Annotated in this window: 17 protein-coding genes, 3 tRNA genes and 1 pseudogene; 11 read left to right on the forward strand and 10 right to left on the reverse strand. The window is 73.0% G+C overall.

Features of this window, described 5'->3' with window-relative positions:
* Positions 1-10 precede the first annotated feature (10 nt).
* Entirely contained in the window at positions 11-1,654 is a 1,644-nt protein-coding gene (locus ACIHCX_RS01015; protein WP_400025362.1) for a M4 family metallopeptidase, read from the reverse strand.
* A gap of 146 nt (positions 1,655-1,800) precedes the next feature.
* Here ACIHCX_RS01015 and ACIHCX_RS01020 point away from each other — a divergent pair, with 146 nt between their 5' ends.
* Positions 1,801-2,253 (forward strand): gamma-glutamylcyclotransferase family protein, encoded by a 453-nt coding sequence (locus tag ACIHCX_RS01020; RefSeq protein ID WP_400025364.1) that lies wholly within the window; start codon positions 1,801-1,803, stop codon positions 2,251-2,253.
* Between the two features lie 37 nt (positions 2,254-2,290).
* Here the strand turns inward: ACIHCX_RS01020 and ACIHCX_RS01025 are convergent, their stop codons facing one another.
* Entirely contained in the window at positions 2,291-3,004 is a 714-nt protein-coding gene (locus ACIHCX_RS01025) for a vancomycin high temperature exclusion protein (RefSeq protein ID WP_400025366.1), read from the reverse strand.
* Between the two features lie 243 nt (positions 3,005-3,247).
* Between ACIHCX_RS01025 and ACIHCX_RS01030 the strand changes: the two genes are divergently transcribed.
* From ACIHCX_RS01030 to ACIHCX_RS01045, 4 genes and pseudogenes are all read left to right on the forward strand, one after another.
* Entirely contained in the window at positions 3,248-4,594 is a 1,347-nt protein-coding gene (locus ACIHCX_RS01030) for a deoxyguanosinetriphosphate triphosphohydrolase (protein WP_400025369.1), read from the forward strand.
* Positions 4,595-4,800: 206 nt separating this feature from the next.
* Entirely contained in the window at positions 4,801-6,066 is a 1,266-nt protein-coding gene (locus ACIHCX_RS01035; RefSeq protein ID WP_400025371.1) for an NAD(P)/FAD-dependent oxidoreductase, read from the forward strand.
* A 39-nt stretch (positions 6,067-6,105) separates the two neighbouring features.
* Positions 6,106-8,016, forward strand: a complete 1,911-nt coding sequence (gene dnaG / locus ACIHCX_RS01040) for a DNA primase (RefSeq protein ID WP_400025373.1) — start codon at positions 6,106-6,108, stop codon at positions 8,014-8,016.
* Between the two features lie 113 nt (positions 8,017-8,129).
* Positions 8,130-9,321: pseudogene (locus ACIHCX_RS01045) on the forward strand (RNA polymerase sigma factor).
* Positions 9,322-9,397: 76 nt separating this feature from the next.
* Here ACIHCX_RS01045 and ACIHCX_RS01050 read toward each other — a convergent pair.
* From ACIHCX_RS01050 to ACIHCX_RS01065, 4 genes are all read right to left on the reverse strand, one after another.
* A complete protein-coding gene (locus ACIHCX_RS01050; protein WP_400025375.1) occupies positions 9,398-11,326 on the reverse strand; it encodes an ABC transporter ATP-binding protein in 1,929 nt (642 codons plus the stop codon).
* Entirely contained in the window at positions 11,326-13,059 is a 1,734-nt protein-coding gene (locus ACIHCX_RS01055; RefSeq protein WP_400025377.1) for an ABC transporter ATP-binding protein, read from the reverse strand. The genes ACIHCX_RS01050 and ACIHCX_RS01055 overlap by 1 nt, the downstream gene beginning before the upstream one ends.
* Before the next feature lie 278 nt (positions 13,060-13,337).
* On the reverse strand, positions 13,338-14,792 hold the full coding sequence (locus ACIHCX_RS01060; protein WP_400025379.1) for an FGGY family carbohydrate kinase: 1,455 nt from the start codon (positions 14,790-14,792) through the stop codon (positions 13,338-13,340).
* Between the two features lie 47 nt (positions 14,793-14,839).
* A complete protein-coding gene (locus tag ACIHCX_RS01065; RefSeq protein WP_400025381.1) occupies positions 14,840-15,142 on the reverse strand; it encodes a YtxH domain-containing protein in 303 nt (100 codons plus the stop codon).
* 146 nt (positions 15,143-15,288) lie between these two features.
* Between ACIHCX_RS01065 and ACIHCX_RS01070 the strand changes: the two genes are divergently transcribed.
* From ACIHCX_RS01070 to ACIHCX_RS01080, 3 genes are all read left to right on the forward strand, one after another.
* Positions 15,289-15,361: transfer RNA gene (locus ACIHCX_RS01070), tRNA-Asn, on the forward strand.
* Between the two features lie 5 nt (positions 15,362-15,366).
* Positions 15,367-15,439: transfer RNA gene (locus ACIHCX_RS01075), tRNA-Asn, on the forward strand.
* 187 nt (positions 15,440-15,626) lie between these two features.
* Positions 15,627-15,703, forward strand: a tRNA-Ile gene (locus tag ACIHCX_RS01080).
* A 149-nt stretch (positions 15,704-15,852) separates the two neighbouring features.
* On the opposite strand, the gene ACIHCX_RS01085 is transcribed toward ACIHCX_RS01080, so the two are convergent.
* Positions 15,853-16,014 carry a hypothetical protein gene (locus ACIHCX_RS01085; protein WP_172632976.1) on the reverse strand — a complete coding sequence of 54 codons (162 nt, stop codon included), beginning with the start codon at positions 16,012-16,014 and terminating at the stop codon, positions 15,853-15,855.
* Positions 16,015-16,386: 372 nt separating this feature from the next.
* Here ACIHCX_RS01085 and ACIHCX_RS01090 point away from each other — a divergent pair, with 372 nt between their 5' ends.
* On the forward strand, positions 16,387-16,614 hold the full coding sequence (locus ACIHCX_RS01090; RefSeq protein ID WP_400025383.1) for a hypothetical protein: 228 nt from the start codon (positions 16,387-16,389) through the stop codon (positions 16,612-16,614).
* A gap of 330 nt (positions 16,615-16,944) precedes the next feature.
* On the opposite strand, the gene ACIHCX_RS01095 is transcribed toward ACIHCX_RS01090, so the two are convergent.
* Positions 16,945-17,985, reverse strand: a complete 1,041-nt coding sequence (locus tag ACIHCX_RS01095) for a rod shape-determining protein (RefSeq protein WP_400025385.1) — start codon at positions 17,983-17,985, stop codon at positions 16,945-16,947.
* A gap of 352 nt (positions 17,986-18,337) precedes the next feature.
* Between ACIHCX_RS01095 and ACIHCX_RS01100 the strand changes: the two genes are divergently transcribed.
* Entirely contained in the window at positions 18,338-22,027 is a 3,690-nt protein-coding gene (locus tag ACIHCX_RS01100; RefSeq protein WP_400025387.1) for a S8 family serine peptidase, read from the forward strand.
* Between the two features lie 30 nt (positions 22,028-22,057).
* Here ACIHCX_RS01100 and ACIHCX_RS01105 read toward each other — a convergent pair whose 3' ends face one another.
* The gene (locus ACIHCX_RS01105) at positions 22,058-23,536 is read right to left on the reverse strand and encodes an acyl-CoA synthetase (protein WP_400025389.1); all 1,479 of its coding nucleotides are present in this window, start codon (positions 23,534-23,536) and stop codon (positions 22,058-22,060) included.
* A 167-nt stretch (positions 23,537-23,703) separates the two neighbouring features.
* Between ACIHCX_RS01105 and ACIHCX_RS01110 the strand changes: the two genes are divergently transcribed.
* Positions 23,704-24,573 carry a RimK family alpha-L-glutamate ligase gene (locus ACIHCX_RS01110; protein ID WP_400025391.1) on the forward strand — a complete coding sequence of 290 codons (870 nt, stop codon included), beginning with the start codon at positions 23,704-23,706 and terminating at the stop codon, positions 24,571-24,573.
* A gap of 47 nt (positions 24,574-24,620) precedes the next feature.
* Here the strand turns inward: ACIHCX_RS01110 and ACIHCX_RS01115 are convergent, their stop codons facing one another.
* Complete coding sequence (locus ACIHCX_RS01115; RefSeq protein WP_400025393.1) at positions 24,621-25,271, reverse strand: hypothetical protein; 651 nt, start codon at positions 25,269-25,271, stop codon at positions 24,621-24,623.
* Positions 25,272-25,283 lie beyond the last annotated feature (12 nt).

Consider the following 25,283-nt stretch of genomic DNA (forward strand, 5'->3'; position numbering starts at 1 on the left):
GGCGGGGCGGTCAGTTCACGTTGACCGCGCTCCAGGCCGCCGCCACCGCGTTGTACTCGGTGCTGCCGGCGCCGTAGAGGTCCTTGGCGGCGTTCAGGGTCGCCGTCCTCGCGCCCGCGTACTTCGTGGAGGACGTCATGTAGACCGTCAGGGCCCGGTACCAGATCTGCCCGAGCTTGTCCCGGCCGATGCCCGTCACTGAGGAGTTGTTGCAGGTGGGGGAGTCGTAGCCGACGCCGTTGACGGTCCTGGCGCCGCTGCCCTCGGCGAGCAGGTAGGCGAAGTGGTTGGCGACGCCCGAGGAGTAGTGGACGTCGAGGTTGCCCACCGAGCTGCTCCAGCAGTCGGCCGAGCTGCCGTCCTTGGAGGGCTTGTCCATGTAGCGCAGGGCCGTGCCGCCGAAGCCGGAGCGGACGATCTTCTCGCCGATCAGGTAGTCACCGGGGTCGGCGGGGCTGTTCGCGTACCACTCGACCAGCGTGCCGAGGATGTCGGAGGTGGCCTCGTTCAGACCGCCGGACTCGCCCGAGTACGTCAGTGCCGCCGTCTTCGACGTGACGCCGTGGGTCATCTCGTGGCCGGCCACGTCCAGGGCCACCAGCGGACCGAAGGTCGTCCCGTCACCGTCGCCGTACGTCATGCAGAAGCAACTGTCGTCCCAGAAGGCGTTGTTGTAGTTGCTGCCGTAGTGGACGCGGTTGTAGGAGCCCTTGCCGTCGCCCGCGATGCCGTTGCGGCCGTGCACGTTCTTGTAGTAGTCCCAGGTCTCGTTGGTGCCGTACTGCGCGTCGACCGCCGCGGTCGCGCGGTCCGCGGTGGTGCCACTGCCCCAGTGGTTGTCGGCGTCCGTGAACAGCGTGGCGGGGGCGCGCTGGAAGCAGATGCCGAAGATGCACAGGTCGGTCTTGTTCTCCGCGTCGCCGGTGTACGTGTTGCCGCGCGTCGGGTCCTTGAGCTGGTACGTCGAGCCCGAGAGCGTGGTCTCCAGCGGCACCGTGCCGCTGTAGAGCGACTGGCCGTCGCCCGTCGCCGTCTCGATGCTGTCCCAGGCGTCGATCTGCGCGCCCGTGCGGGCGTCGGTCAGCACCGTACGGGCCACCGGGTTGCCGAGCGAGTCCAGCCCCACGGCGTTGGTGCGCCAGGCCAGGCGCGGGGTGCCGTGCAGGGCGTCGACGATCAACTCGGGCTTGGCCTTGACCTGTTGCAGCTTCGTACCCAGATTCCTCGCGCGCAGGGCGTTCACCGCGAGGTCGGCCGCCTTCGGGGCAGAGAGCTCGGGCGTGGTGCTCGGGAGGGACACCGTGCCCTTCGAGGCCCGGTCGGCGCCGCGGTAGGCCCCGTCCGGAGTGAGATGGACGATGAAGTCACCGCCCAGCACGGGCAGTTGGTGGTACGTACGGTCGTAGCGGACGTGCTGTGCGCCGTCCTTGTCGACGATCACGTCCCGTACGGTGGCGGCCTCGGCGGAGGTGAGGCCGAGGGCCGTGGAGTGGTGCGCGAGTGCCGAGGCCGCGTTGTGGATCGCGGTGGTCCGGTCGGGTCTGCCCTCCGCGTGTGCGGCGGGGGAGAGGGCGGCGGCCAGCAGGGTGGCGGTGGTGGCGGCCACACCGGCCGTGGCAAGGCGGGAACCTCGGATGTGCCGTGTCCGACTCATCGGTCTCCTTGAGCGCGGGCGCCCTGGGGCGCGCGGGGGGTGCGCTGATGTCGAACCTAGGATTTAAGTGCTCATGACATGTCATGTCCATAGCGCTGCAGGGTGGTGTGTGAGGCAGGGGCGGGTGAGAGGAGAGAATCGTTTCCGTGACGACTTCGAGCACGCCGACGCCGCCGCCCGCACCGCTTCCGTTCTTCGTCTACGGCACCCTGCGCCCCGGCGAGGGCAACCACGGCGAGTTCCTGCGCGGCCGCACCCGCTCCGAGGAGCCCGCCCGGCTGTCCGGCGCGGTGCTCTACGACGGGCCCGGCTATCCGTACGCCGTGGAGGAGCAGGACGGGCTGGTCCTGGGCGAACTGGTCGCCGCCCGCCCTGAGGACTACGGAGAGGTGCTCGCCGCCCTGGACCGGCTTGAGGGGTACGTGGCCGGCGACCCGCGCAGCCTGTACGAGCGCATCGAGCGCGAGGTGGTCCGCGAGACCGACGGGACGACCGTACGCGCCTGGGTCTACGTCGCCGGACCGTCCGTCACCCGGCACTTGCGCACCGAGGGCAAGCTGATCGAGGGCGGCGACTGGCGGACACGGCACCGCGTCTGACGGGGGGGCGACGCGACGGGGGCGAGGCCGGAGGGCGTCAGCGGGCGGCCGCCAGGGCCCGGGCCACGCCGTGCTCCGTGCGGCCCAGGAACTTCGGGTCCGGCCGGAACGCCGCCTCCAGGGCCGCCTTGCCGGCCGCGAAGACCTCGCGGGTGCCGCCGTAGTACCAGGTGGCGTCGTGCTTGGCGTCGACGCCGACCCCGTAGGAGTCGATGCCCGCCGCGTCGCACAGAGCGACCGCGCGCCGGACATGGAAGCCCTGGGTGACCAGGACCGCCCGGTCCACGCCGAAGATCCTCTTCGCGCGGACGCAGGAGTCCCAGGTGTCGAAGCCGGCGTAGTCGCTCACGATCCGGATGCCGGGCACGCCCCGCCGGGTCAGGTACGTGCGCATCGCGTCCGGCTCGTCGTAGTCCTCGCGGCTGTTGTCGCCGGTCACCAGGAGCACCTTGACCCGGCCCTCGTGGTACAGCTTCGCCGCCGCGTCCAGCCGGTGCGCCAGGTACGGCGACGGCTCCCCGTCCCACAGGCCCGCGCCGAAGACGACGGCCACGTCGGTGCGCGGCGCGTCCGCCGTGGTGCGCAGCCGGTCGCCGGCCGCGACGTACGTCCAGGTCGCCGGGGCCAGCGCCAGTACGCATACGGCCATCACCACCTGCACCAGCAGCCGCCGCCCGGCACGCGTGCGTGGCAGGCGCGGTCGTCCACGCGGCGGTCGGCGCGACGAGCGCGGCGCATGCGTCAGACGCATCGGTCAGTCCCCTCCCCAGGCGGCTCCAAGCCCCCTTGACCACCAAGGACGCGCCGCGCGCCGCCCCGGTTCACCACCGCCCCACTCCAGCGACGGTGATCGCCACACCGTGGCCCGGCAGGACCTGCCTGTGCCCGTGCTCCCCACCGCCCCCTGGGCGCGGTGGGGCGTGCGTACGGGTGGTGCGGGTCGGGGGTGGACGGTGGCAGCCCGATTGTCGGTGGCTGCGCTTACTGTCGAACCATGGAAGGGATCGCATCCGAGGCAGCCCGGTCGCGCGAGCACGCTCCGCAGCCGCCCGAGAACCACGTGCCGCCGGCCGGCTACGAGGACCCGGCCGTCGAGCGGTGGGCCGCCGAGCCGGACAAGCGGCCGGGGCGTACGGCGTTCCAGCGCGACCGCGCGCGCGTGCTGCACTCCGCGGCCCTCAGACGGCTGGCCGGCAAGACCCAGGTGGTCACGCCCGGCGAGCACAGTCAGGTGTGGGACGCCAGCCCCCGCACCCGGCTCACCCACTCGCTCGAATGCGCCCAGGTCGGCCGTGAGCTGGGCGCCGCCCTCGGCTGCGACCCCGACCTGGTGGAGGCGGCCTGCCTCTCCCACGACCTGGGCCACCCGCCCTTCGGGCACAACGGCGAACAGGCGCTGAACGAGTTCGCGCACGACTGCGGCGGCTTCGAGGGCAACGCCCAGTCCCTGCGCCTGCTCACCCGCATCGAACCCAAGCGGTTCGTCGTCGACGCCGAGACGGACGAACTCGTCAGCGTCGGCCTCAACCTCACCCGCGCCGCCCTCGACGCCGCCACCAAGTACCCCTGGCCGCGCGGCGCCCACCCCACCGACCCGGCCTCGCCCAAGTTCGGGGTCTACGAGGACGACCGGCCCGTCTTCGACTGGCTGCGCAAGGACGCGCCCGGCACCCGCACCTGCTTCGAGGCCCAGGTCATGGACTGGGCGGACGACGTGGCGTACTCGGTGCACGACGTCGAGGACGGGCTGCACGCCGGCCACATCGACCCGGGCTGCCTGCACGCCGAACCCGAGCGGCAGGAGGTGTTCGCGGTCGCCGTCGGCCGCTACGTCCCGGCCGGCACCGACCCCGAGGAGCTCGCCGAGGCCCTCGACCGCCTCCTGGACCAGGAGTGGTGGCCGCACGGATACGACGGCTCGGCGGTCGCCCAGGCCCGCCTGAAGGACGCCACCAGCCAGCTCATCGGCCGCTTCTGCCTGGCCGCCGAGGGCGCCACCCGGCAGCGGTGGGGAAGCGGGCGCCTCACGCGCTACAGCGCGGAGCTCGTCGTCCCCCGGACCACCCGAATGGAGTGCGCGGTCCTCAAAGCCGTCGCCGACCGGTACGTCATGCAGCGCGCCGAGCAGGAGCGGCTGCGCGCCGACCAGCGGATCGTGGTCGCCGAGCTGGCCGAGGCGCTGACCGCCCGCGCCCCCTACGGCCTCGACCCCCAGTTCCGCGCCCTGTTCGACCAGGCCGCCGACGACCGTGCGCGCAAGCGCGTGCTCGTCGACCAGATCGCCTCCCTCACCGACGCCTCGGCCCGTTCGCTCCACGCACGGCTGGGAGGGCACACATGACCTCGAGAGAGCACGCATGACATTGACAGCACGTTTGACAGCACGTTTATGGACACCCGTGGTACGGCTGGGACCCGAGTGAACCCAGTGGCCCCGACCGGCACTCCAGGTGACCCTCCGTGGCCTGATCGGGCCACTCCCTCTTCCCGCACCACGCTCCGTGCGGGACGCTCCCATGTGGCGGCACCCTTACGAGGAGGCATCAAGTGGTCGACGCGGATCAGACATTCGTCATCGTCGGAGGAGGCCTGGCCGGCGCGAAGGCGGCCGAGACCCTGCGCGCGGAGGGCTTCAGCGGCCGCGTGATCCTCGTGTGCGACGAGCGCGACCACCCCTACGAGCGGCCGCCGCTCTCCAAGGGCTACCTCCTCGGCAAGGAGGAACGCGACAGCGTCTTCGTGCACGAGCCCGCCTGGTACGCGCAGCACGACATCGAGCTGCACCTCGGACAGACGGTCGTCGCGATCGACCGCGCCGCCAAGACCGTCCACTACGGCGACGACGGCACCCATGTGCGCTACGACAAGCTGCTCCTTGCCACCGGCGCCGAACCGCGCCGCCTGGACATCCCCGGCACCGACCTCGCCGGCGTCCACCACCTGCGCCGCCTCGCCCACGCCGAGCGCCTCAAACACGTCCTGACCCACCTGGGCCGGGACAACGGCCACCTCGTGATCGCGGGCGCCGGCTGGATCGGCCTGGAGGTCGCCGCGGCGGCGCGCGAGTACGGCGCCGAGGTCACCGTCGTCGAACCGGCCCCCACCCCGCTGCACGGCGCGCTCGGCCCCGAGCTCGGCCAGCTCTTCGCCGACCTGCACCGCGAGCACGGCGTCCGCTTCCACTTCGGTGCGCAGCTCACCGAGATCGTCGGGCAGGACGGCATGGTGCTCGCCGTGCGGACCGACGACGGCGAGGAGCACCCCTGCCACGACGTGCTCGCCGCCATCGGCGCCGCCCCGCGCCTCGCCCTGGCGGAGTCGGCGGGCCTGGAGCTGGCCGACCGCGCCCACGGCGGCGGCGTCAAGGTGGACGAGCGGCTGCGCACCTCCGACCCGGACATCCACGCGGCCGGCGACGTGGCCTCCTTCCCGCTCGGGCTGTTCGACACCCGGCTGCGGGTGGAGCACTGGGCCAACGCGCTGAACGGCGGCCCGGCCGCGGCCCGCGCGATGCTCGGCCAGGAGGTCCGCTACGACCGCGTGCCCTACTTCTTCACCGACCAGTACGACCTGGGCATGGAGTACAGCGGCTGGGCGCCCCCCGGCTCGTACGACGAGGTGGTGATCCGCGGGGACGCCGGAAAGCGCGAGTTCATCGCGTTCTGGGTGAAGGAGGGCCGCGTCCTGGCCGGGATGAACGTCAACGTGTGGGACGTCACGGACCCGATCCAGCACCTGATCCGTACGAGGGCACGGGTGGACACGGAGGCGCTCGCGGACCCGCACGTGCCGCTGGAGAGCCTGACCCCGTAGCCGGGCGGGAGCCTCGCCGGACCACCGTAGACTTCTGGCGTGGCTGGACGGATCAACGACGAGGACGTGAAGGCGGTACGGGACGCGGTCCCGATCGACGCCGTGGTGTCCGAGTACCTCCAGCTGCGGAACGCGGGCGGGGGCAACCTCAAGGGCCTGTGCCCGTTCCACGACGAGAAGTCGCCGTCCTTCCAGGTCAGCCCGAGCAAGGGACTCTTTCACTGCTTCGGCTGCCAGGAGGGCGGCGACACCATCGCGTTCGTGATGAAGATCGACCACCTCTCCTTCTCGGAGACGGTCGAGCGACTGGCCGCCCAGGCCGGCATCACCCTGCGCTACGAGGAGGGCGGGTACAACCCCGCCCACCAGCGCGGCGAGCGCATCCGCCTGGTGGAGGCGCACAAGCTGGCCGCCGACTGGTACGCCGAACAGCTCGCGACCTCCGCCGAGGCCGAGACCGGCCGGGTCTTCCTCGCCGACCGCGGCTTCGACCAGTCCGCCGCCGTCCACTTCGGCGTCGGCTACAGCCCCCAGGGCTGGGACCACCTCACCCGCTTCCTGCGCGGCAAGGGCTTCTCCGACAAGGAGCTGGTCCTCTCCGGACTCTCCCAGGAGGGCCGCCGCGGCCCCATCGACCGCTTCCGGGGCCGGCTGATGTGGCCGATCCGCGACATCGGCGGCGAGGTGGTGGGCTTCGGCGCGCGCAAGCTGTACGAGGCGGACAACGGACCGAAGTACCTCAACACCCCCGAGACGGCGATCTACAAGAAGTCCCAGGTGCTGTACGGGATCGACCTGGCGAAGAAGGAGATCGCGAAGACCTCCCGGGCGGTGGTGGTCGAGGGCTACACCGACGTCATGGCCTGCCACCTGGCCGGCGTGCCCACCGCCATCGCCACCTGCGGCACCGCGTTCGGCGGCGACCACATCAGGATCCTGCGCCGGCTGCTGATGGACAACGGCTCGGCTCGCGTGATCTTCACCTTCGACGGCGACGCGGCGGGCCAGAAGGCGGCCCTGCGGGCCTTCGAGGACGACCAGAAGTTCGCCGCCGAGACGTACATCGCGATCGCCCCGGACGGCATGGACCCCTGTGACCTGCGCCTGGCCAAGGGCGACGAGGCGGTCGCCGACCTGGCCGAACCGCGCACCCCGCTGTTCGAGTTCGCGCTGCGCCAGATCGTGGCCCGCTACGACCTCGACACCCCCGCCGGCCGCGCCGGCGCCCTGGACGAGGCCGCGCCGGTTGTCGCCCGGATCAAGAACAGCGGCGCCCAGCACGAGGTCGCGGTGCAGCTCGCCGGGCTGCTCGGCATCCTCGACACCCAGTTCGTGGTCAAGCGGGTGGCCCAGCTGGCCCGCTGGGCACGCGAGCGCGGCGGCCGCGGCCCCGCGCCGGACCAGCGGCAGCGGGGCCCGCAGCAGGACCACGCGCCGACGCGTCCCGCGCCCCGGGGCCCGGCGCTCAACCTGCGCAACCCGGTCTTCGCCACCGAACGCGAACTGCTCAAACTCGCCCTGCAACGTCCGGAGCTGGTCTCGCCGGCCTTCGACGCCTACGGCATGGACGAGTTCACCGCCCCGCCCTACGCGGCCGTACGCCAGGCGATCCTGGACGCGGGCGGCGCCGAGTACGGCGTGGGCGACCCGCAGGAGTACCTGGCCCGCGTCCGCGAGGCCGCCCCGGACGACACGGTCCGCGCGACGGTCACCGAACTGGCGGTGGAGGCGATCCTGCTCCGCCGGGAGGTCGACGAGGCCTACGTGGGCGCCCAGCTGGTGACGGTCCGCCGCCGCGCGGTCGAACGCCGCATCCGCGACCTCCAGAGCACGGTCGCCCGTCTCGGCACCGGCGGCGACCCCGCCCAACTGGCATCCGCCCAGAACGAGTTGTGGATCCTCCAGCAGTACGACCAGGCTCTGCGGGAGCGTGGCGCGGCGGCGCTGTGAGCGCTGGTCCGGCCGGCGGACGGTCTGCGTAACCGGCCGGTCACGGACGGGACGCAAAAAGTCGTCGCACGCCCCTCGTGGCGGTGATGTGTCGTACCCCACACTGGGTCCGGTTGCCTGAGTCCCCGGAGCGCGGCCGCTCCGCCCCCCACGGGTCCCCCCTTCCTGCGGCTGTGCTCCTCGCGTACGGGACGGACGCCGGCGAGACCGCCGACTCCGCCCCCTCTCGTACCGCTGCCGCACGCCTCAGCAGCGATCATCCTGGAGGTCGCCCCCGTGCAGACCCAGACCCTCACCCAGACCGACGTCGCCACCGGCCACCCCGAGGCGGAGGCGGAGGCGGAGGCGCCGCCCGAGCTGCCCGAGCCGGTTCCCGCCCGCGCCGAGAGCGGCGGTCCCTCCTCCGACCTGTTCCGCCAGTACCTGCGGGAGATCGGCCGGATCCCGCTGCTCACCGCCGCCGAGGAGGTCGAACTGGCCCGGCGCGTGGAGGCCGGCCTGTTCGCGGAGGAGAAGCTGGCCGGCACCCCGGACCTGGACAGCCGGCTCGCTCTGGACCTGGACCGGATCGTCGTCCTGGGCCGGATGGCCAAGCGCCGGCTCATCGAGGCCAACCTGCGGCTCGTGGTGTCCGTGGCGAAGCGGTACGTCGGCCGGGGGCTCACCATGCTCGACCTGGTGCAGGAGGGCAACCTCGGGCTCATCCGGGCCGTGGAGAAGTTCGACTACGCCCGCGGCTACAAGTTCTCCACCTACGCCACCTGGTGGATCCGCCAGGCCATGTCCCGCGCCCTGGCCGACCAGGCCCGCACCATCCGGGTGCCCGTGCACGTCGTCGAGCTGATCAACCGGGTCGTACGGGTGCAGCGGCGGATGCTCCAGGAGCGGGGCCACGAGCCGGCCCCCGAGGAGGTCGCCGCCCACCTCGACCTGCCGCCCGAGCGGGTGAGCGAGGTCCTGCGGCTCGCCCAGGAGCCCGTCTCCCTGCACGCCCCGGTCGGCGAGGAGGACGAAGTCGCCCTCGGCGACCTGATCGAGGACGGCGACGCCGCCTCGCCCGTGGAGTCGGCGGCGTTCCTGCTGCTGCGCGAGCACCTGGAGGCGGTGCTGTCCACGCTGGGGGAGCGCGAGCGCAAGGTCGTGCAACTGCGGTACGGGCTCGTCGACGGGCGTCCGCGCACGCTGGAGGAGATAGGCCGCATCTTCGGCGTGACACGGGAGCGGATCCGCCAGATCGAGTCCAAGACCCTCGGCAAGCTGCGCGACCACGCCTTCGCCGACCAGCTCCGCGGCTACCTGGACTGACCCGGGGCCCGTCCGCCGGACAGGCCCCGGGGGCCGCTCACCCCGGGCGAGCGGCCCCCGGTACGAGCACCGCAGGTCAGTCGACCTCGGCGACCGCCTGCGCGAACTGCGCCTTGTACAGGCGCGCGTACGCCCCGTCGGCCTCCAGCAGCTCGTCGTGGGCACCCTGCTCGACGATGGAGCCGTTCTCCATGACGAGGATCGTGTCCGCGTCCCGGATCGTGGAGAGCCGGTGCGCGATGACGAACGACGTCCTGCCGTGCTGGAGTTTGGCCATCGCCTTCTGGATCAGCACCTCGGTACGGGTGTCGACCGAGCTGGTCGCCTCGTCCAGGACCAGGATCACCGGGTCGGACAGGAACGCCCGCGCGATGGTGATGAGCTGCTTCTCACCGGCGCTCACCCCGGAGCCCTCGTCGTCGATCACGGTGTCGTAGCCGTCGGGCAGCGTACGGACGAACCGGTCGGCGTGCGCGGCCCGCGCCGCCTCCTCGATCTCGCCGCGGGTGACCTCGCGGGAGGCGCCGTAGGCGATGTTCTCCGCGATGGTGCCGCCGAACAGCCAGGTGTCCTGGAGCACCATGCCGATCCCGGACCGCAGTTCGTCACGCGACATCTTCGCGATGTCGATGCCGTCGAGCGTGATGCGCCCGCCGGTGACGTCGTAGAACCGCATGAGCAGGTTGACCAGCGTGGTCTTGCCCGCGCCGGTCGGGCCGACGATCGCGACCTTGTGGCCCGGCTCCACCGTCAGCGACAGGTCCTCGATGAGCGGCTTGTCGGGGTCGTAGCGGAACGACACGTGCTCCAGCGCGACCTGCCCGCGCAGTTCCTCGGGCCGCACGCCCGGCACCGGGTCCGCCGTCTGCTCCTCGGCGTCCAGCAGTTCGAAGACGCGCTCGGCCGAGGCGACGCCGGACTGCACCAGGTTCGCCATCGACGCCACCTGGGTCAGCGGCATCGAGAACTGTCGCGAGTACTGGATGAAGGCCTGCACGTCACCGATGGACAGCGTGCCCGACGCGACGCGCAGACCGCCGACGACGGCCACCAGCACGTAGTTGATGTTCGAGACGAACATCATCAGCGGCTGCATGACGCCGCTGTTGAACTGCGCCTTGAACCCGGCCTCGTACAGCGCCTCGTTCTGCTCGGCGAACTGCTTCGCCGACTCCTCCTGCCGCCCGAACACCTTCACCAGGGTGTGCCCGGTGTACATCTCCTCGATGTGCGCGTTGAGCTGGCCCGTCGAGCGCCACTGCTGCACGAAGTGCGGCTGCGACCGCTTGCCCACGCGGGTGGCGACGACGAACGACAGCGGCACGGTCACCAGCGCGACCAGCGCCAGGATCCAGGAGACGTAGAACATCATGACGAGCACGCCGATGATGGTCAGCAGCGAGTTGATCAGCTGGCCCATCGACTGGTTCAGGGTCTGCCCGATGTTGTCGATGTCGTTGGTGGCCCGGGAGAGCACCTCGCCGCGCTGGCGCTTGTCGAAGTACGACAGCGGCAGCCGCGACAGCTTCGTCTGCACGTCCTCGCGCATCCGGAACATGGTCCGGTTCACCGACCGGTTCACCAGCCGGGTCGCCACCGCCATCAGCAGGCCGGCCACCAGGAACGTGCTCAGCGCGAACAGCAGGACCTCGCCGACGGCACCGAAGTCGATGCCCTTGCCGGGGGTGAAGTCGGTGCTCTTCAGCATGTCGGCGACCGAGCCCTCGCCGCGCTCCCGCATGGAGGCGAGGACCTCGTCCCGGGTCGCCCCGGACGGCATCTGCCGGCCGACGATCCCCCCGAAGACCAGGTCGGTGGCCCTGCCGAGGATCTTCGGTCCGATCACGCTCAGCGTGACGCTCACGACCACGCACAGCACCAGGGCGGCGACGGTGACCCGTTCGGGCTTGAACTGGGTGATGAGCCGTTTGCTCGACTCCTTGAAGTTCAGCGAGCGGTTGTCGGGCCCGGATCCGCCCATCATCCGCCCCATCGGCCCGGCCATCAGGCAGCCTCCGCTTCCGTCAGCTGGGAGAGCACGATCTCCCGGTAGGTCTCGTTGTCCGCCATCAGCTCGTGGTGGCGGCCGGTGCCGACGACCCGTCCCTCGTCCAGGACGACGATCCGGTCGGCGTCGCGGATGGTCGACACGCGCTGGGCGACGATGACGACGGTCGCCTCGGCGGTCTCCCGCCCCAGCGCCGCCCGCAGGGCCGCGTCGGTGGCGTAGTCGAGGGCCGAGAAGGAGTCGTCGAAGAGGTAGATCTCCGGGCGCTGCACCAGGGTGCGGGCGATGGCCAGGCGCTGGCGCTGGCCGCCGGAGACGTTGGTGCCGCCCTGGGCGATCGGCGCGTCCAGGCCGCCGTCCAGCCCGCCGACGAAGTCCTCGGCCTGCGCCACCTCCAGCGCGTGCCACAGCTCCTCGTCGGTGGCGTCCGGGTTGCCGTAGCGCAGGTTGGTCGCGACCGTGCCCGCGAACAGGTACGGCTTCTGCGGCACCAGGCCGACCGTCCTCGCGAGCAGGTCCGGGTCCACGGTGCGTACGTCCACGCCGTCGACGAGGACCTCCCCGTCGGTCGCGTCGAACAGCCGGGGCACCAGGCCGAGCAGGGTGGACTTGCCGCTGCCGGTGGAGCCGATGACGGCGGTCACCTCGCCGGGGCGGGCGATCACGTCGATGGCCCGCAGGACGGGCTCCTCGGCTCCCGGATAGCGGAAGCCGGCGCCGCGGATCTCCAGATGGCCGTGGCGGCGCAGCTCGGTCACGGGCGCGACGGGCGGCACGACGCTGGACTCGGTGTCCAGGACCTCCTGGATGCGCTCGGCGCACACCTCCGCGCGCGGCACCATCATGAACATGAAGGTGGCCATCATCACGGACATCACGATCTGCATCAGATAGGCCAGGAACGCGGTCAGGTCGCCGATCTGCATCCCGCCGCTGTCGATGCGGTGGGCGCCGAACCACACCACGGCGATGGACGACAGGTTCACCACCGTCATCACCATCGGGAACATCAGCGCGAGCAGCCGGCCGGTGGCCAGCTGCATCTCGGTCAGGTCCCCGTTGGCCCCGCGGAAGCGGCCCTTCTCGTACTCGTCGCGGACGAAGGCGCGGATCACGCGGTTGCCGGTGATCTGCTCGCGCAGCACCCGGTTCACCGTGTCCAGACGCTTCTGCATGGACCGGAACAGCGGACGCAGCCGGCGCACGATCAGGGTCACGCAGATGCCGAGCACGGGGACGACGGCGACCAGCACCGCGGACAGCGGCACGTCCAGGCCGAGGGCCAGGACGACACCGCCCACACACATGATGGGCGCCGACACCATCAGGGTGAACGTCATCAGGGCCAGCATCTGGATCTGCTGCACGTCGTTCGTCGTCCGCGTGATGAGGGAGGGCGCGCCGAAGCCGCCGACCTCGCGGGCCGAGAAGGACTGCACACGGTCGAACACGGCCGCCCGCACGTCCCGGCCGAGCGCCGAGGCGGTGCGAGCGCCGTAGTAGACGGCACCGATGTTGCAGACGACCTGCACCATGGAGATGCCGATCATCACGGCGCCGAACGTCAGGATGTAACCGGTGTCACCCTTCACCACACCGTTGTCGATGATGTGGGCGTTCAGCGTCGGCAGGTAGAGCGTGGCGCAGGTCTGCAGGAACTGCAGCAGCACCAGGAGGGCTATGGGTTTCTTGTAGGGCCTGAGATAGGTCCGCAGAAGTCGTAGGAGCACGCTGGGTCTCTCGGAGTCGGCGGTGGGGGCGGTCGATGTCCCCTGGCACCTATCGTCGAACACTCCACCCGCGTTACCTCAACCGATTAATCCGACTGCGGGCCAACGGTGGCGGCCCGGTCGGCCCCTGACCCCGCGTCGTCCATTCACCGCACGAGTGAACCGTTATGCCCCAAACACCCCTGTAGGGGTGGCTGTTATGGGTGATACGCGCGACCGGTATATCCTATAAGTCCGAAAATCCCTGTGGGGTGGAAGGACTGGGGGAGGGGCGGTCGTCACCCCCCGAAGGCCCCGGGGTGAACCTGCTCACGTACCGACACGTACTGCTGGCGCACCGCCTGGCCCACCGCCAGGTCCTCGCCGGGCTCCAGGATCTGGGCCACCGCGCCCTGCCAGGCCGGCGGGGTGCGCGGGTCGAGGGTGCCCTGGGAGGCGCCGAGCGCCCAGGCGGCCTGCCGGGCGGCGCCGAGCGCGGCGTAGTCGGCCGGCTGCGGCACGACGACCTGCGCGCCGAACACCGCCGGAGCGACGGCCTGCACGGCGGGCAGCTCGGCGGCGGGGCCGAGCAGGAAGACGCGGCGCACCTCCACGCCCCGGCCGCGCAGCACGTCCAGCGCGTCCGCGAGCCCGCACAGCATGCCCTCGAACGCGGCCCGCGCCACATGCTCCGGCTTCATCGACTCGCGCCGCAGCCCGGCGAGCATCCCGGCGGTGTGCGGCAGGCTGGGCGTCCGCTCGCCCTCCAGGTAGGGCAGCAGCACGAGTCCGTGCGAGCCCGGTGTCGACTTCATCGCCAGGTCCGACAGGTCCTCCAGACCGGGCGCGCCCAGCAGTTCGGCGGTGCCGCGCAGCGCCCGCACCGCGTTCAGCGTGGTCACGACCGGCAGGTGCATGCCGGTGGCGTCGGCGAGCGAGGTGATCATCCCCGTCTGGTCGACGAGCGCCTCGGGGTGAACGGCCATCACCGAACCGGAGGCGCCCAGGGAGACGACCGCGTCGCCCAGGCCCAGCCCCAGTCCGAGGGCGGCGGCCATGGTCTCCCCGGTCCCGGCCGAGATCAGCAGCCCCTCCGGGGTGGTGCCGGCCGCCTCGGCGGGACCGATCACCTCGGGCAGCACGACCTGCCGGCCGAGTGCCAGCTCGACCAGGTCGGGCCGGTAGGCGCCGCTGGCGGCGGACCAGTAGCCGGTGCCGGAGGCGCCGCCGCGGTCGGTGGTGCGGCGCGGCGGCCGGCCCAGCAGCTGCCACACCAGCCAGTCGTGGGCCTGGAGCAGGAGCGCGGTGCGCTGGGCGGCCTCCGGCTCGTTCTTGGCGAACCAGCGCAGCTTGGTCACCGGCAGCGGGGCCTGCGGCACGCAGCCGACCGCCTGTGCCCAGGCCTCGCGGCCGCCGAGCGCGTCGATCAGGTCGGCCGCGGCGACCTGCGCCCGCCGGTCGCCGCCGACCAGCGCAGGCCGCACCGTGGCGCCCTGGGCGTCGATCGGGATCAGCGCGTTCTGCTGCGCGGAGACGCCGATCGCCTGCACGCCCTCCAGGAGCCCACCGCCGGCGGCCTCCCCGAGGGACAGCAGCCAGGCCTGCGGATCGACGTCGGCGGAGCGTCCGCCCCCCTCCGGGGTCTCCACCGGATGTGGCGCATATCCCTGCCTGAGTACGGACCCCGTGTCCGCGTCACAAACGACGATACGAGTGAAATCGGGCGAACTGTCCAGCCCGGCGACTATCCCCATGACCGAAATTCTGCCGTACCGCCGGGCTTGCCCGGGCGGCGGGCGCCTCACGTGTTGCTGGTGCCCCAGTCGTCCTCGCCGCTGCCGTTGGCGTGGGCGCGCAGGGTGCGCACCCGCTGGGCGACCGCCTCGGGAATGCGGTCGCCGACCTTCCCGCTGACCGTGTGGTACGCCTTGTCGGCGAACTGCCGGCCCTGCTGCGCCGCGGTCTCGGCGGTGTTGCGCACGGCGGGGTTCTCGGCGATCCGGAGGGCGGACCTCTTCAGCTGCTCGTAGCGCTCACGCCCGGCCCTGGTGCCCAGTACGTAACCCACGGCGATCCCTGTGATGAACGTGAGCCGGTAACGCATGGCGGCCACCCTTCCCTTGCCTCGAGGTCACAGCAGGCGGGAACCGATTGGCGGAGCACCCCCCTGCTTGCGCTAATGTATGTGTCGCAGCGAGCACGCGCCCCCCGGCGGATACCCGGGTAGGTGCGTTCGATGCAACGAGGCATTCCTCCGTAGCTCAATTGGCAGAGCAGCCGGCTGTTAACCGGCAGGTTACTGGTTCGAGTCCAGTCGGGGGAGCTCGGTCCTCCGTAGCTCAATTGGCAGAGCAGCCGGCTGTTAACCGGCAGGTTACTGGTTCGAGTCCAGTCGGGGGAGCAGCTGAACGAGGACCCTCCGGGGTCCTTTTTCATGCCCGGTTCCATGCCCCGGGGAACCGCCGCGTCGGCGACGCGGTCCTCAAGGTCATGAACAGCCGCGGAAGACGACCACCCGAAGCAGGAGATCGTATGAGCGGCTATGCTGCGGCAGACGGCGCGCACACTTGTACGCGACACGCCGCAACGGGGCGGTAGCTCAGCCGGTTAGAGCAGCGGACTCATAATCCGTCGGCCGTGGGTTCGAGTCCCACCCGCCCCACCAGGCGCTACTCGCGCAGAAGCGATGTGACCAGCGGTGTCGCCGGTCGTTCCCAGCAAGTGTGCGGCCCCCGGAAATGGATCCGGGGGCCATCGGCGCGTGTTGGCCCGTTTTGCACTCGGCCGGAGCAACGGCTCGCGCGGACGGGCCACTCAGGAACGGTCGTCGGCGGGGTCGGCGGTCTCCGGCAGATCGTCGCGGTCGCCCTCGGCCTGGGAAGGGGTCGGGTACGGCGTGTCCGGCGGTCCTGCGGCGCGCTGCGTGTCCTCGTCGTCGCGTTCGCCCTCGGCCTGGGAAGGGGTGTGCTCTCTCATGATGGTGACTCCCGCGCAGTGATGACTCCTGCGGACGGGGCCGGTCCTCGTCCGCCCATCGGGTACCCCGGCAGCCGGGCCCGTCACCGCGCGTCTTGGCGGTGATCGCGGCGGCCACCGTGCGCGGCGGCCCGGTGTCGGACCGCTGGGAGGCGTTCCGGAGGATGCCCCAGGGCGCGGCGCGGCGTCTGGAGCCACGGAGCACCGGCTGGTGCTCCCCGGCGCCTGTCCGCTCCCCGCACGCCTGCACGCGCCCGGGAACGGGCCTTCCCGGGCGTACGGAGGGAGAGGCGCGCGGGAGAGGTCCGGCCCGCCGCGGTCGTCCCGCGTCCCGCGCCCGCATCCGGTGTCCGTGTCCGGTGTCCGTGTCCGGTGTCCGGTGGGAGGGGGCGTGGCCGGCCGGGCTCGAACGCGGCCTACCAGGGCCGCGAGGTCACCGTCCTGTGCCTGTGTTTGTACGACGCCGCCCGCCTCGACGAGCGGGTCCTCGCCGACGCGCACGCCGGCCGCCCCGCGATCGTCCCCGCCGGTGCCACCGGGCCCCGGGGGAGTTCCGCCCACGCCCCCGGCAGGTCGTCGCCCGCTGCGACGAGCCGCTGACGCACGGGTGCCGGCCGCGCTGTCGCTCTCGCATGCGACGCGGACGCCGTCGCAGGTCCGGCGCGGCGCCGTCGCCGAGCTGACCGCCAACAGAGCGGTGCGCGGAGGGGGTTGGGGCGAGCTGAAGGGCCGCCTGAGGGATCCGCCGGTCGGCCGTCGGCCGCCCCCCTCGCGATCAGCGTGGCGGACGCGGTCTGCTGCTGGTCAGCCTTGTCGCCGGCCCGGTCCGGGCGCGTTCGGGCGCGCTCGGGGGCGGAGGGCGCCACCGTCCGCTGCCGGTTCGCCGGCCGACCGTCACCAGGGGCCCGGCGCCCCGGGCGCTCAACACACCTACGCTCCCAGCGGGTTCAGCACCAGCGGCTCGATCTCGCCCTCCAGCATCGCGCCCAGCCCCTGGATCGCGCACACGTCGGGGCGTTCGGCGATGTGCACCGGCATGCCGGTCGCCTCGCGGAGCATCTGGTCCAGGCCCGGCAGCAGCGCGGAACCGCCGACCATCATGATCCCGCGGTCGGCGAGGTCGGCCACCAGATCCGGCGGGCACTCGCGCAGCACCTTGTAGATGCCGTCCAGCACGGCGGTCAGGGGTGTCTGGATGGCCTCCCGCACGGCGGCGGTGTCGATCCGCACGGACCGGGCCAGTCCGGTGGCCACGTCCCGCCCGTGGATCTCGGTGGACACCGGACCGGACGGGGTGATGCCGTTCCCCGACAGGGCGATCTGGAGCGGCCGCAGGGACTGGCTGGGCAGTGTCAACGCGTGTGTGTGGCGCAGGTGTTGCACGATGGCCTGGTCGACGGCCTCCCCGCCGACGGGAATGCGCTCGGCGGTGACGATCGAGCCGAGCGAGAGGACGGCCACCTGGGTGGCCGCGGCCCCGCACACCATGATCATGGTGGCCTCGGCCCGCTCCACGGGCAGCCCGCAGCCGACAGCGGCGGCGATGAGCGTGTCGACGAGTTCCACCCGGCGCGCGCCGAGCCCGACGAGCGTCTCGATCGTGGCCCGTTGGGCGAGCGGATCCGCGTCGTGCGGGGTGCAGGCGGCGGCCCGCAGCCGGGCCGCCTTGCGGCGCAGGGTGCGGCGCATCCCGTCGCCGAGCAGATGGCGCAGCATGCGCTGCGCCATCTCGATGTCGACGACCGTGCCGCCGGAGACCGGGCGGACGACCCGGATGTAGGCGGGGGTACGGCCCGTCATCCGCTCCGCGAACTCGCCGACCGCGATCAGGGCTCCGTTACGGGTGTTCACGGCCGCGACCGAGGGCTGGTCGACGACGAGCCCCGGGCCCTTGACGTAGACACGGGTCCGGGCCGCCCCCAGGTCGACGGCGAAGTGGCAGCGGCGCAACTGCTCCAGACTGGCGGACATGACGGAGCCTCCTGAGAGCGCGGACCGTGGCGGCCGCCGGGCGGCGGCCTCCCTGGCATCGTGCTGGGGTGGCCAGGCGGGCGCCTGTTCAAGGGGGCCGGGCGGGGCGCCGCTGGACGGGTGGAACCCGGCGCACCGCCCTGACGGGTGAGACACGCGGCCGGGCGGACGGCTCCCGCCACCGACCGGGCCGGGGCCTGATCCACTGGCGGGAACCCGCCAGGCGCGAACTCGTTGGCGTTTTCCAACTCCCCTGCCACAGAAGGCTTCTGCCACTCTCTCTTCGCGGCACCGAGGACTCAGCACCGAGGACGCGGCACCGCGGCCGTGCGGCGCGGAGAGGAGAGGCACGATGCGCGCAGGACCTCCCGGACGGAGAGCGGCCCTTGTGTCGGCCGGGCTCGTGCTCGCCCTGCTGCCGGCGGGACCGGCGGCGGCGCGGCAGCCGGCGCAGCCACCCGGTCCCCCGTCGGCGTCCCCGGGCGGCACCGGCACCGTCACCCTCGTCACCGGCGACAAGGTCACCGTCACCGACCTCGGCGGCGGGAGGAGGACCGTCACGGTGAGCCGGCCGCAGGGCGCCACGGGCGCCGTGCGCACGCAGATGGCGGACGGCGCCCTGACCGTCGTACCGGACGAGGCCCTGCCGTATCTGCGGGCGGGCCGGCTGGACCGGCGGCTGTTCGACGTGGACACGTTGTTGCGGCAGGGCCTCGCGGACTCCCGCACCGGCGAGCTGCCGCTGATCGTGACCTACGGCAGGGGCGTCCCGGTGGCGGCACCGCGCGGGACGGAGCGGACACGGAGTCTCGCCAGTGTGCGCGGTGCCGCGGTGGAGGCCGCCAAGGGGCGGGTGTTCTGGCGGGAGTTCACCGGCCGGGGCGCCCTGTCCGGCGGCGTCGACAAGGTGTGGCTCGACGGGCGGGTCACCGCCGACATGGCCGTGAGCAACGCGCAGATCGGCACCGGCGAGGCCTGGGCGTCCGGTCTGACCGGCAAGGGCGTCACCGTGGCCGTCCTCGACACCGGCGTCGACACGTCCCACCCCGACCTCGCCGGACGGGTCGCCGTCACCAGGAACTTCGTCGACGGCGAGGACGGCACCGACCGCAACGGCCACGGCACCCATGTGGCATCCACCCTCGGCGGCAGCGGCGCGGCCTCCGGCGGCGAGGAGAAGGGGGTCGCCCCGGACGCCGTCCTCGCCGTCGGCAAGGTGCTCGGCGACCAGGGGACGGGCAGCGAGTCGCAGATCATCGCCGGCATGGAGTGGGCCGCGCGGGACGTGCGCGCGCGGATCGTCTCCATGAGCCTCGGCTCCAGCGAGCCCAGCGACGGCACCGATCCCATGGCGCAGGCCGTCGACGCGCTCTCCGAGGAGACCGGCGCCCTCTTCGTGGTCGCCGCGGGCAACACCGGCGCCCCCTCCTCCCTCGACTCGCCCGGCGCCGCCGACGACGCCCTCACCGTCGGCGCGGTCGACCCGTCCGACCGGGCCGCCTACTTCACCAGCGCCGGGCCCCGCAGCGGCGACAACGCCCTCAAACCCGACCTCGCGGCACCCGGCGTCGACATCCTCGCCGCCCGCTCCCAGCTCGCCCCCGGCAGCGGCGCGTACACCTCCATGAGCGGCACGTCCATGGCGACGCCCCATGTCGCCGGTGCCGCCGCGCTGCTCGCCCAGGAGCATCCGGACTGGAGCGGGGCCCGGATCAAGGACGCGCTGATGTCGACGTCGAAGCAGCTCGACGAGTCCGCCTACGTGCTGGGGGCGGGCCGGGTGAGCGTCCCGGACGCCGTGCACGCGCGGATCACCGCCACCGGAAGCGCCGACCTTGGGTTCCACCGCTGGCCCCACGGCACGGACAAGCCGGTGACCAGGACGCTCACCTACGCCAACTCTTCCGACACCGACATCGAGTTGAGCCTCGCCGTCCAGGACGCCCCGGACGGCGTTGCCACGCTCGCCGACTCCACGCTCACCGTGCCCGCGCACGGTACCGCCGCCACCACCGTGACCTCGGACGCCGCCAGGGCGCCGGTGGGCCCGACCAGCGGGCGGATCGTGGCCTCGGCGGCCGGCACCCCGGTCGCGCACACCGCGTTCGGGCTGGTCAAGGAGGACGAGCGGTACACGCTCACCGTGCATGTCAAGGACCGCGACGGTGCCCCCGTGCCCGCCGACCTCACCGTGCGGCGGCTCGCCGCGGGCGCCGACCCCACCCCCGCGCACGTCGGCGACTCGGGCACCCTGAGCCTGCGGCTGGAGCCGGGCACGTACAGCCTGACCTCCTTCCTCGACGTACGCGGCGCCCACGGGGCCGACTCCCTCGGACTCGGCTTCCTCGCGGCGCCCGAGGTCACCCTGGACCGGGACCGCGAGGTCACCCTGGACGGGCGCCGGCTGCGGGAGATCAGGGCCGGGACCCGACGGCGGACGGAGGTCCGGCAACTGCTCATGGAGTACGACCGGGCGGCGGACGGCTCCGACCTGTTCGACGCCGTCCAGGTGCCCCTCGGCTACGACAGCGTCTTCGCCGCGCCGACCGAGCCGGTCACGCGGGGCACCTTCGAGTACCGGACCGTGTGGCGGCTGGCCAAGCCGCTGCTGGAGGTCGAGGGGATCGCCGAGGCGCTCGTCCAGCCCGGCGGCACGCTGATCGAGGGCCGCAGCAGGCTGCCGCTCGTCGACGTCGGCGACGGGGACTTCACCGGCAAGGACGTACGCGGCCGGGCGGTCCTGGCCCGGCTCACCGACTCCGCCGAACCGGCCGCGCTGGCCCAGGCGGCCCAGGACGCGGGCGCGAAGGCCCTGTTCGTGACGGACGACGCGCCCGGCCGGCTGAGCGCCTGGTGGGGCACCGACGACAACGCCGACCGCCCCCTCCAGATCGCCACGGTCGACGCGGCCGACGCGGCACGGCTGCGGAGGGCGGGTCGCGTCGACATGACGGGGACGCGGAACACCCCGTACGTCTACGACCTCGCGCAGAGCCATCGCGGAGGGATCCCCGACACGGAGCTGATGTACGCGCCCGGCCCTCGCCAACTGGCCGCGGTGCGCACCAGGTTCCACGCCGTGCGGCCGACCGGAGGCAGTGAGTTCCGGTACGCGGTCACCGACGCCTTCCCCGTCGGCATCGGCTTCCAGGAGCGGATCGACCTCCCGGCGGAGCGCACCGACTACGTCTCCACCGGGCCCGGCCTGCGCTGGCAGGAGTCGGTGACCGTCGGGGACGGCACGCTGGAGCAGCGCGGCGGCCCGGTCCGCTACGAGGGCGGAACGCGCCCCGCGCTCGACTGGTTCAAGCCGGTCTGGCACCCCTGGCTCGGCACCGGCCTCGACTGGGGCCAGCAACGGGCGGGCGACCGGCTCCAGTTCAACGTGCCCGGCTGGGGCGACTCCGGGCCCGACCACACCGGCTTCGGGGACGTGTGGAGCGCGGACAGCGGCATGTCCCAGACGACGGCCGTCTACCTGGACGGGCAGGTGGCCGGCCAGGGCACGGGCGCCACCGCGTACGTCGCGGACGCGCCCGCGGCCGAGCACACGTACCGGCTCGTCACGGACACCGCGCTGGACCCCGGCCGATGGCGGCTCGCCACGCGGGGGCACGCCGAGTGGACGTTCCGCTCGTCGGCCACCCCCGAGGACCACTGGACCACCCTGCCCCTGATCAACCTCGCCTTCGACGTCGGCACCGACCTCGCGGGCGACGTGCGGGGCGGCGTACGGGTGCCGGTCGGCGTGCGCGCGCGGTACGTGGCGGACGCGACCGGCACCGGGACCGTCCGCGACGGCGGCCTGGAGGTGTCCTACGACGAGGGCGTGACCTGGCGGCCGGTCCCGCTGACCGGCGGGCACGGCTCCTGGCGCGGCACCCTGTCGGTGCCGCGCGGCGCCGCCTTCGTCTCCCTGCGGGCCACCGCGGGCGACGACCGGGGCAGTTCGGTACGCCAGGAGGTCGTCCGGGCGGTGGGGGTCCGGGCAGCGGGGTCCGGGGCAGCGGGGGTCGGGCAGGAGGGCCGTCCCCCGGCCTGATCGGGCCGGGGGACGGCGGGCGGGCGCCGTTCAGCCCTGCGCCAGCGCCCGCTTCATGATCTTCCCCATGTCGTTGCGGGGCAGGGCGTCGAGGAGCCGGACGACCCGGGGCCGCTTGTGCGGGGCCAGCCGCCGGGCCACGTGGTCGGACAGCTCCTCGGCGCCCGGCGGGGACTGCGGATCGGCCGGGACGATCCAGGCGACGATCCGCTCACCGAGGTCGGCGTCCGGCTCCCCGGTGACGGCGGCCTCGCGGACCCCCGGGTGTTCCAGGAGCGCGTTCTCGATCTCACCCGCGCCGATCTTGTAACCGCCGCTCTTGATCAGGTCGGTGGCCTTGCGGCTGACGATGCGGACCTGGCCGTCGGGTTCGCGCACCGCCATGTCGCCGGTGCGGAAGAAGCCGTCGGCGGTGAACGCAGCGGCCGTCGCGTCGGGCCGGTTGAGGTACTCGGTGAACAGGTTCGGCCCGCGCACCTGGATCTCGCCGACCGTCGCCCCGTCGTACGCCGGGATCGCCGTACCGTCCTCCTCCACCAGCCGCAGCTCGACGCCCGGCAGCGGCACCCCGACCGTTCCCGGGCGGGCCTCGCCGTCGGCCCGCACGCTGGGCCGGGGGTCCGGGGGTGTCCACCGGGACGAGCACAGCATGAGCGTCTCGGTCATGCCGTACCGCTCGATCACCCGCCGCCCGGTCGCGGCCGTGATCCGCTCGTGGTCGTGCACGGGCAGCGCGGCCGACCCGGAGACCAGCAGCCGCGCCCCGCCGAGGGCCTTCGCCAGCTCCGGGTCGCCGGGCAGCGCCTCCGCGATCCGGTGGTACATGGTCGGGACCCCGAACAGCATGGTCGCCCCGCCGTTCAGCTCGCGCGCCACGCCGTCGGTCGTGAACCGCCCCAGGTGCCGTACCGTCCCGCCGCGCCGCAGCGGCCCGAGGACGCCCAGCACCAGCCCGTGCACATGGAACAGCGGCAGCCCGTGCACCAGCACGTCGTCACCCGTCCACTGCCAGGCGTCGGCCAGCGCGTCCAGGGTGGCGGCGAGCGCCCGGCGGGGGAGGACGGCGCCCTTGGGCGGGCCGGCGGTGCCGGAGGTGTAGACGACGAGCGCCGGGTCGCCGTCGCCGGCCCGGTCCTCGGGCACCGGCCCGGCCTCCCGCACCTCTACCTCCACCCGCTCCAACCCCGCGAGGGCGTCGGGCAGTTCGTCGCCGGGCGCGGCGAGCACCACGGGCGGCGCGCTGTCGGCCAGGATGTGCCCGAGCTCCTTCTCGCCCGACCTCGGGTTGAGCGGCACGGCGGCCGCCCCGGCCAGCAGCGTGCCCACGACCCCCACGGCCGTCTCCAGCCCCTCGGTCGCCCACACCGCGACGCGCGCCCTGCCGCGCACCCGGGCGGCGACGGCCCCGGCGGCCGCCGCGAGTTCCGCGTACGTCGACGACCGGTCGCCGAACCGCAGCGCGAGCCGCTCACCGGGATCCTTCGTCAGGGCGGGGAAGAGGGAGGACACGTGGGGACTCCTTGCGACGCTCGTACGAACCGACCGACCGGCCCGGGCCGGTGACTTCGTTCCTACACCCGGGGCGACCGTACGTGCCGGGGCGGGAGGTTGTTAGCCTGCGAGGCCCGTCACTGTTCGAAGCGTTGTACGAGGTTGTACGAAGAGGGAGTCCCGCCGTGCCCCGCATCGCGCTCGTCACCTACCGACCCGCGTCCGGTATCAGCGAGGACCGGGACCTTCCGGTGCTGATCGAGGCGCTGGAGGCGGCCGGGGCCGAGGCACGGGCCGTGGCCTGGGACGATCCCGGGGTCGACTGGGCCCGGTTCGATCTCGCCGTGATCCGGTCGACCTGGGACTACAGCTGGCGGGTCGGGGAGTTCACGGAGTGGGCCGAGCGGTGCGCGAAGGCCACACGGCTGGCCAATCCCGTCGAGGTCGTGCGGTGGAACGTCGACAAGCGGTACCTCGGGCAGCTCGGGGCGGCCGGTGTGCCCGTGGTGCCGACCCGGTACCTGGCTCCCGGGGACCCGGCCGACCTGCCCGACGACCACGAGTACGTGATCAAGCCGGCGTCCGGGGCCGGGGCGCGCTTCGCCGCCCGGTACACGCCCGACGAGCGCGACACCGCCGTACGGCAGCTCGCGCGGATGCACGCCGAAGGGCTCACGGCCCTGGTGCAGCCGTACATGCGGCGCATCGACGCCGGTGGGGAGCGGGCGCTCCAGTTCTTCGGCGGACGTCTGCTGCACGCCGGCCGCAAGGGTGCCGTCCTCGCCCCCGGCGTCGCCTACGACGCACGCAAGCTCGCCCACCCGGGCATCGCGCCCTGGACTCCGACCCCGGCCGAACTCTCCGTCGCCGAGCGTGCGCTGGCCGCCGTGCCCGGCGCTCCCGAGCTGCTCTGCGCCCGGGTCGACCTGGTGGACGGGGAGGACGGCGAACCCCGCCTCATGGAGCTGGAGCTGGTGGAGCCGAACCTGTTCCTGTGGCTGCATCCGGAGTCGGTGGGGGCCGTGACGGAGGCGATCCTCGCCGCGGCGGGCTGAGCCGCTGCCGCGCCGCCGTCCCCGCGCCGCCGTCCCCGCGCGGCTCCTCAGCCGTGCGGCTGCTCACTCGTCCGGGTCCGTTGCAGCAGGCCCCAGGTGAACTCGGCCACGACCTCCCGGTGGACGCCCTGACCGTCCGGGGCCCGGAACGCCAGGCCCCAGCGGGTCGGGGCGGTGCCCTCCAGGGGACGGACCGGGGCGAAGGCGCGGGCGGCCTCGTCGACCGTGCAGGACCAGGGGGTCAGGTCGGCCGTGGTCCGCAGGTCGGGCCCGGCGGCCCCCGGGGCGCGGACCAGCCACTCGTTCCAGACCCGGCCGTCCGGGCCGGCCAGCACCTCCAGGCGCAGGTCGGGCCAGAGCGGGACGGGCCAGCTGCGGGCCTCGCAGTCCAGGTCGCCGATGCGGCGGGCGGTCGTCGACTCGGGCTCGCCGAGGATGGAACGGATGGGGGCACCTCCCATGCCGCTTAGGCTATGGGGGAGGGAGGCGGCCGAGCGGGCTCGTGGTGAGCGGACCATCGCCTGCCAGCGCTTGTTGGCCTCGCGCATCCGCGCGCGGGAGACGCCCAGCGTACGGCGGGCGTCCTCCACCAGGTCCGGGTTGTGGTCGGCCATGCGGCGCAGCAGCACCAGCTGGAAGTCCAGCGGGGTGAAGGGGCCGGTGGGGCGCTCTCCGGAGGACGTGGTCATGGGATCCATCGTCGCCCACCC

The organism is Streptomyces sp. NPDC052043, assembly GCF_044548235.1.
Lineage (GTDB): Bacteria > Actinomycetota > Actinomycetes > Streptomycetales > Streptomycetaceae > Streptomyces.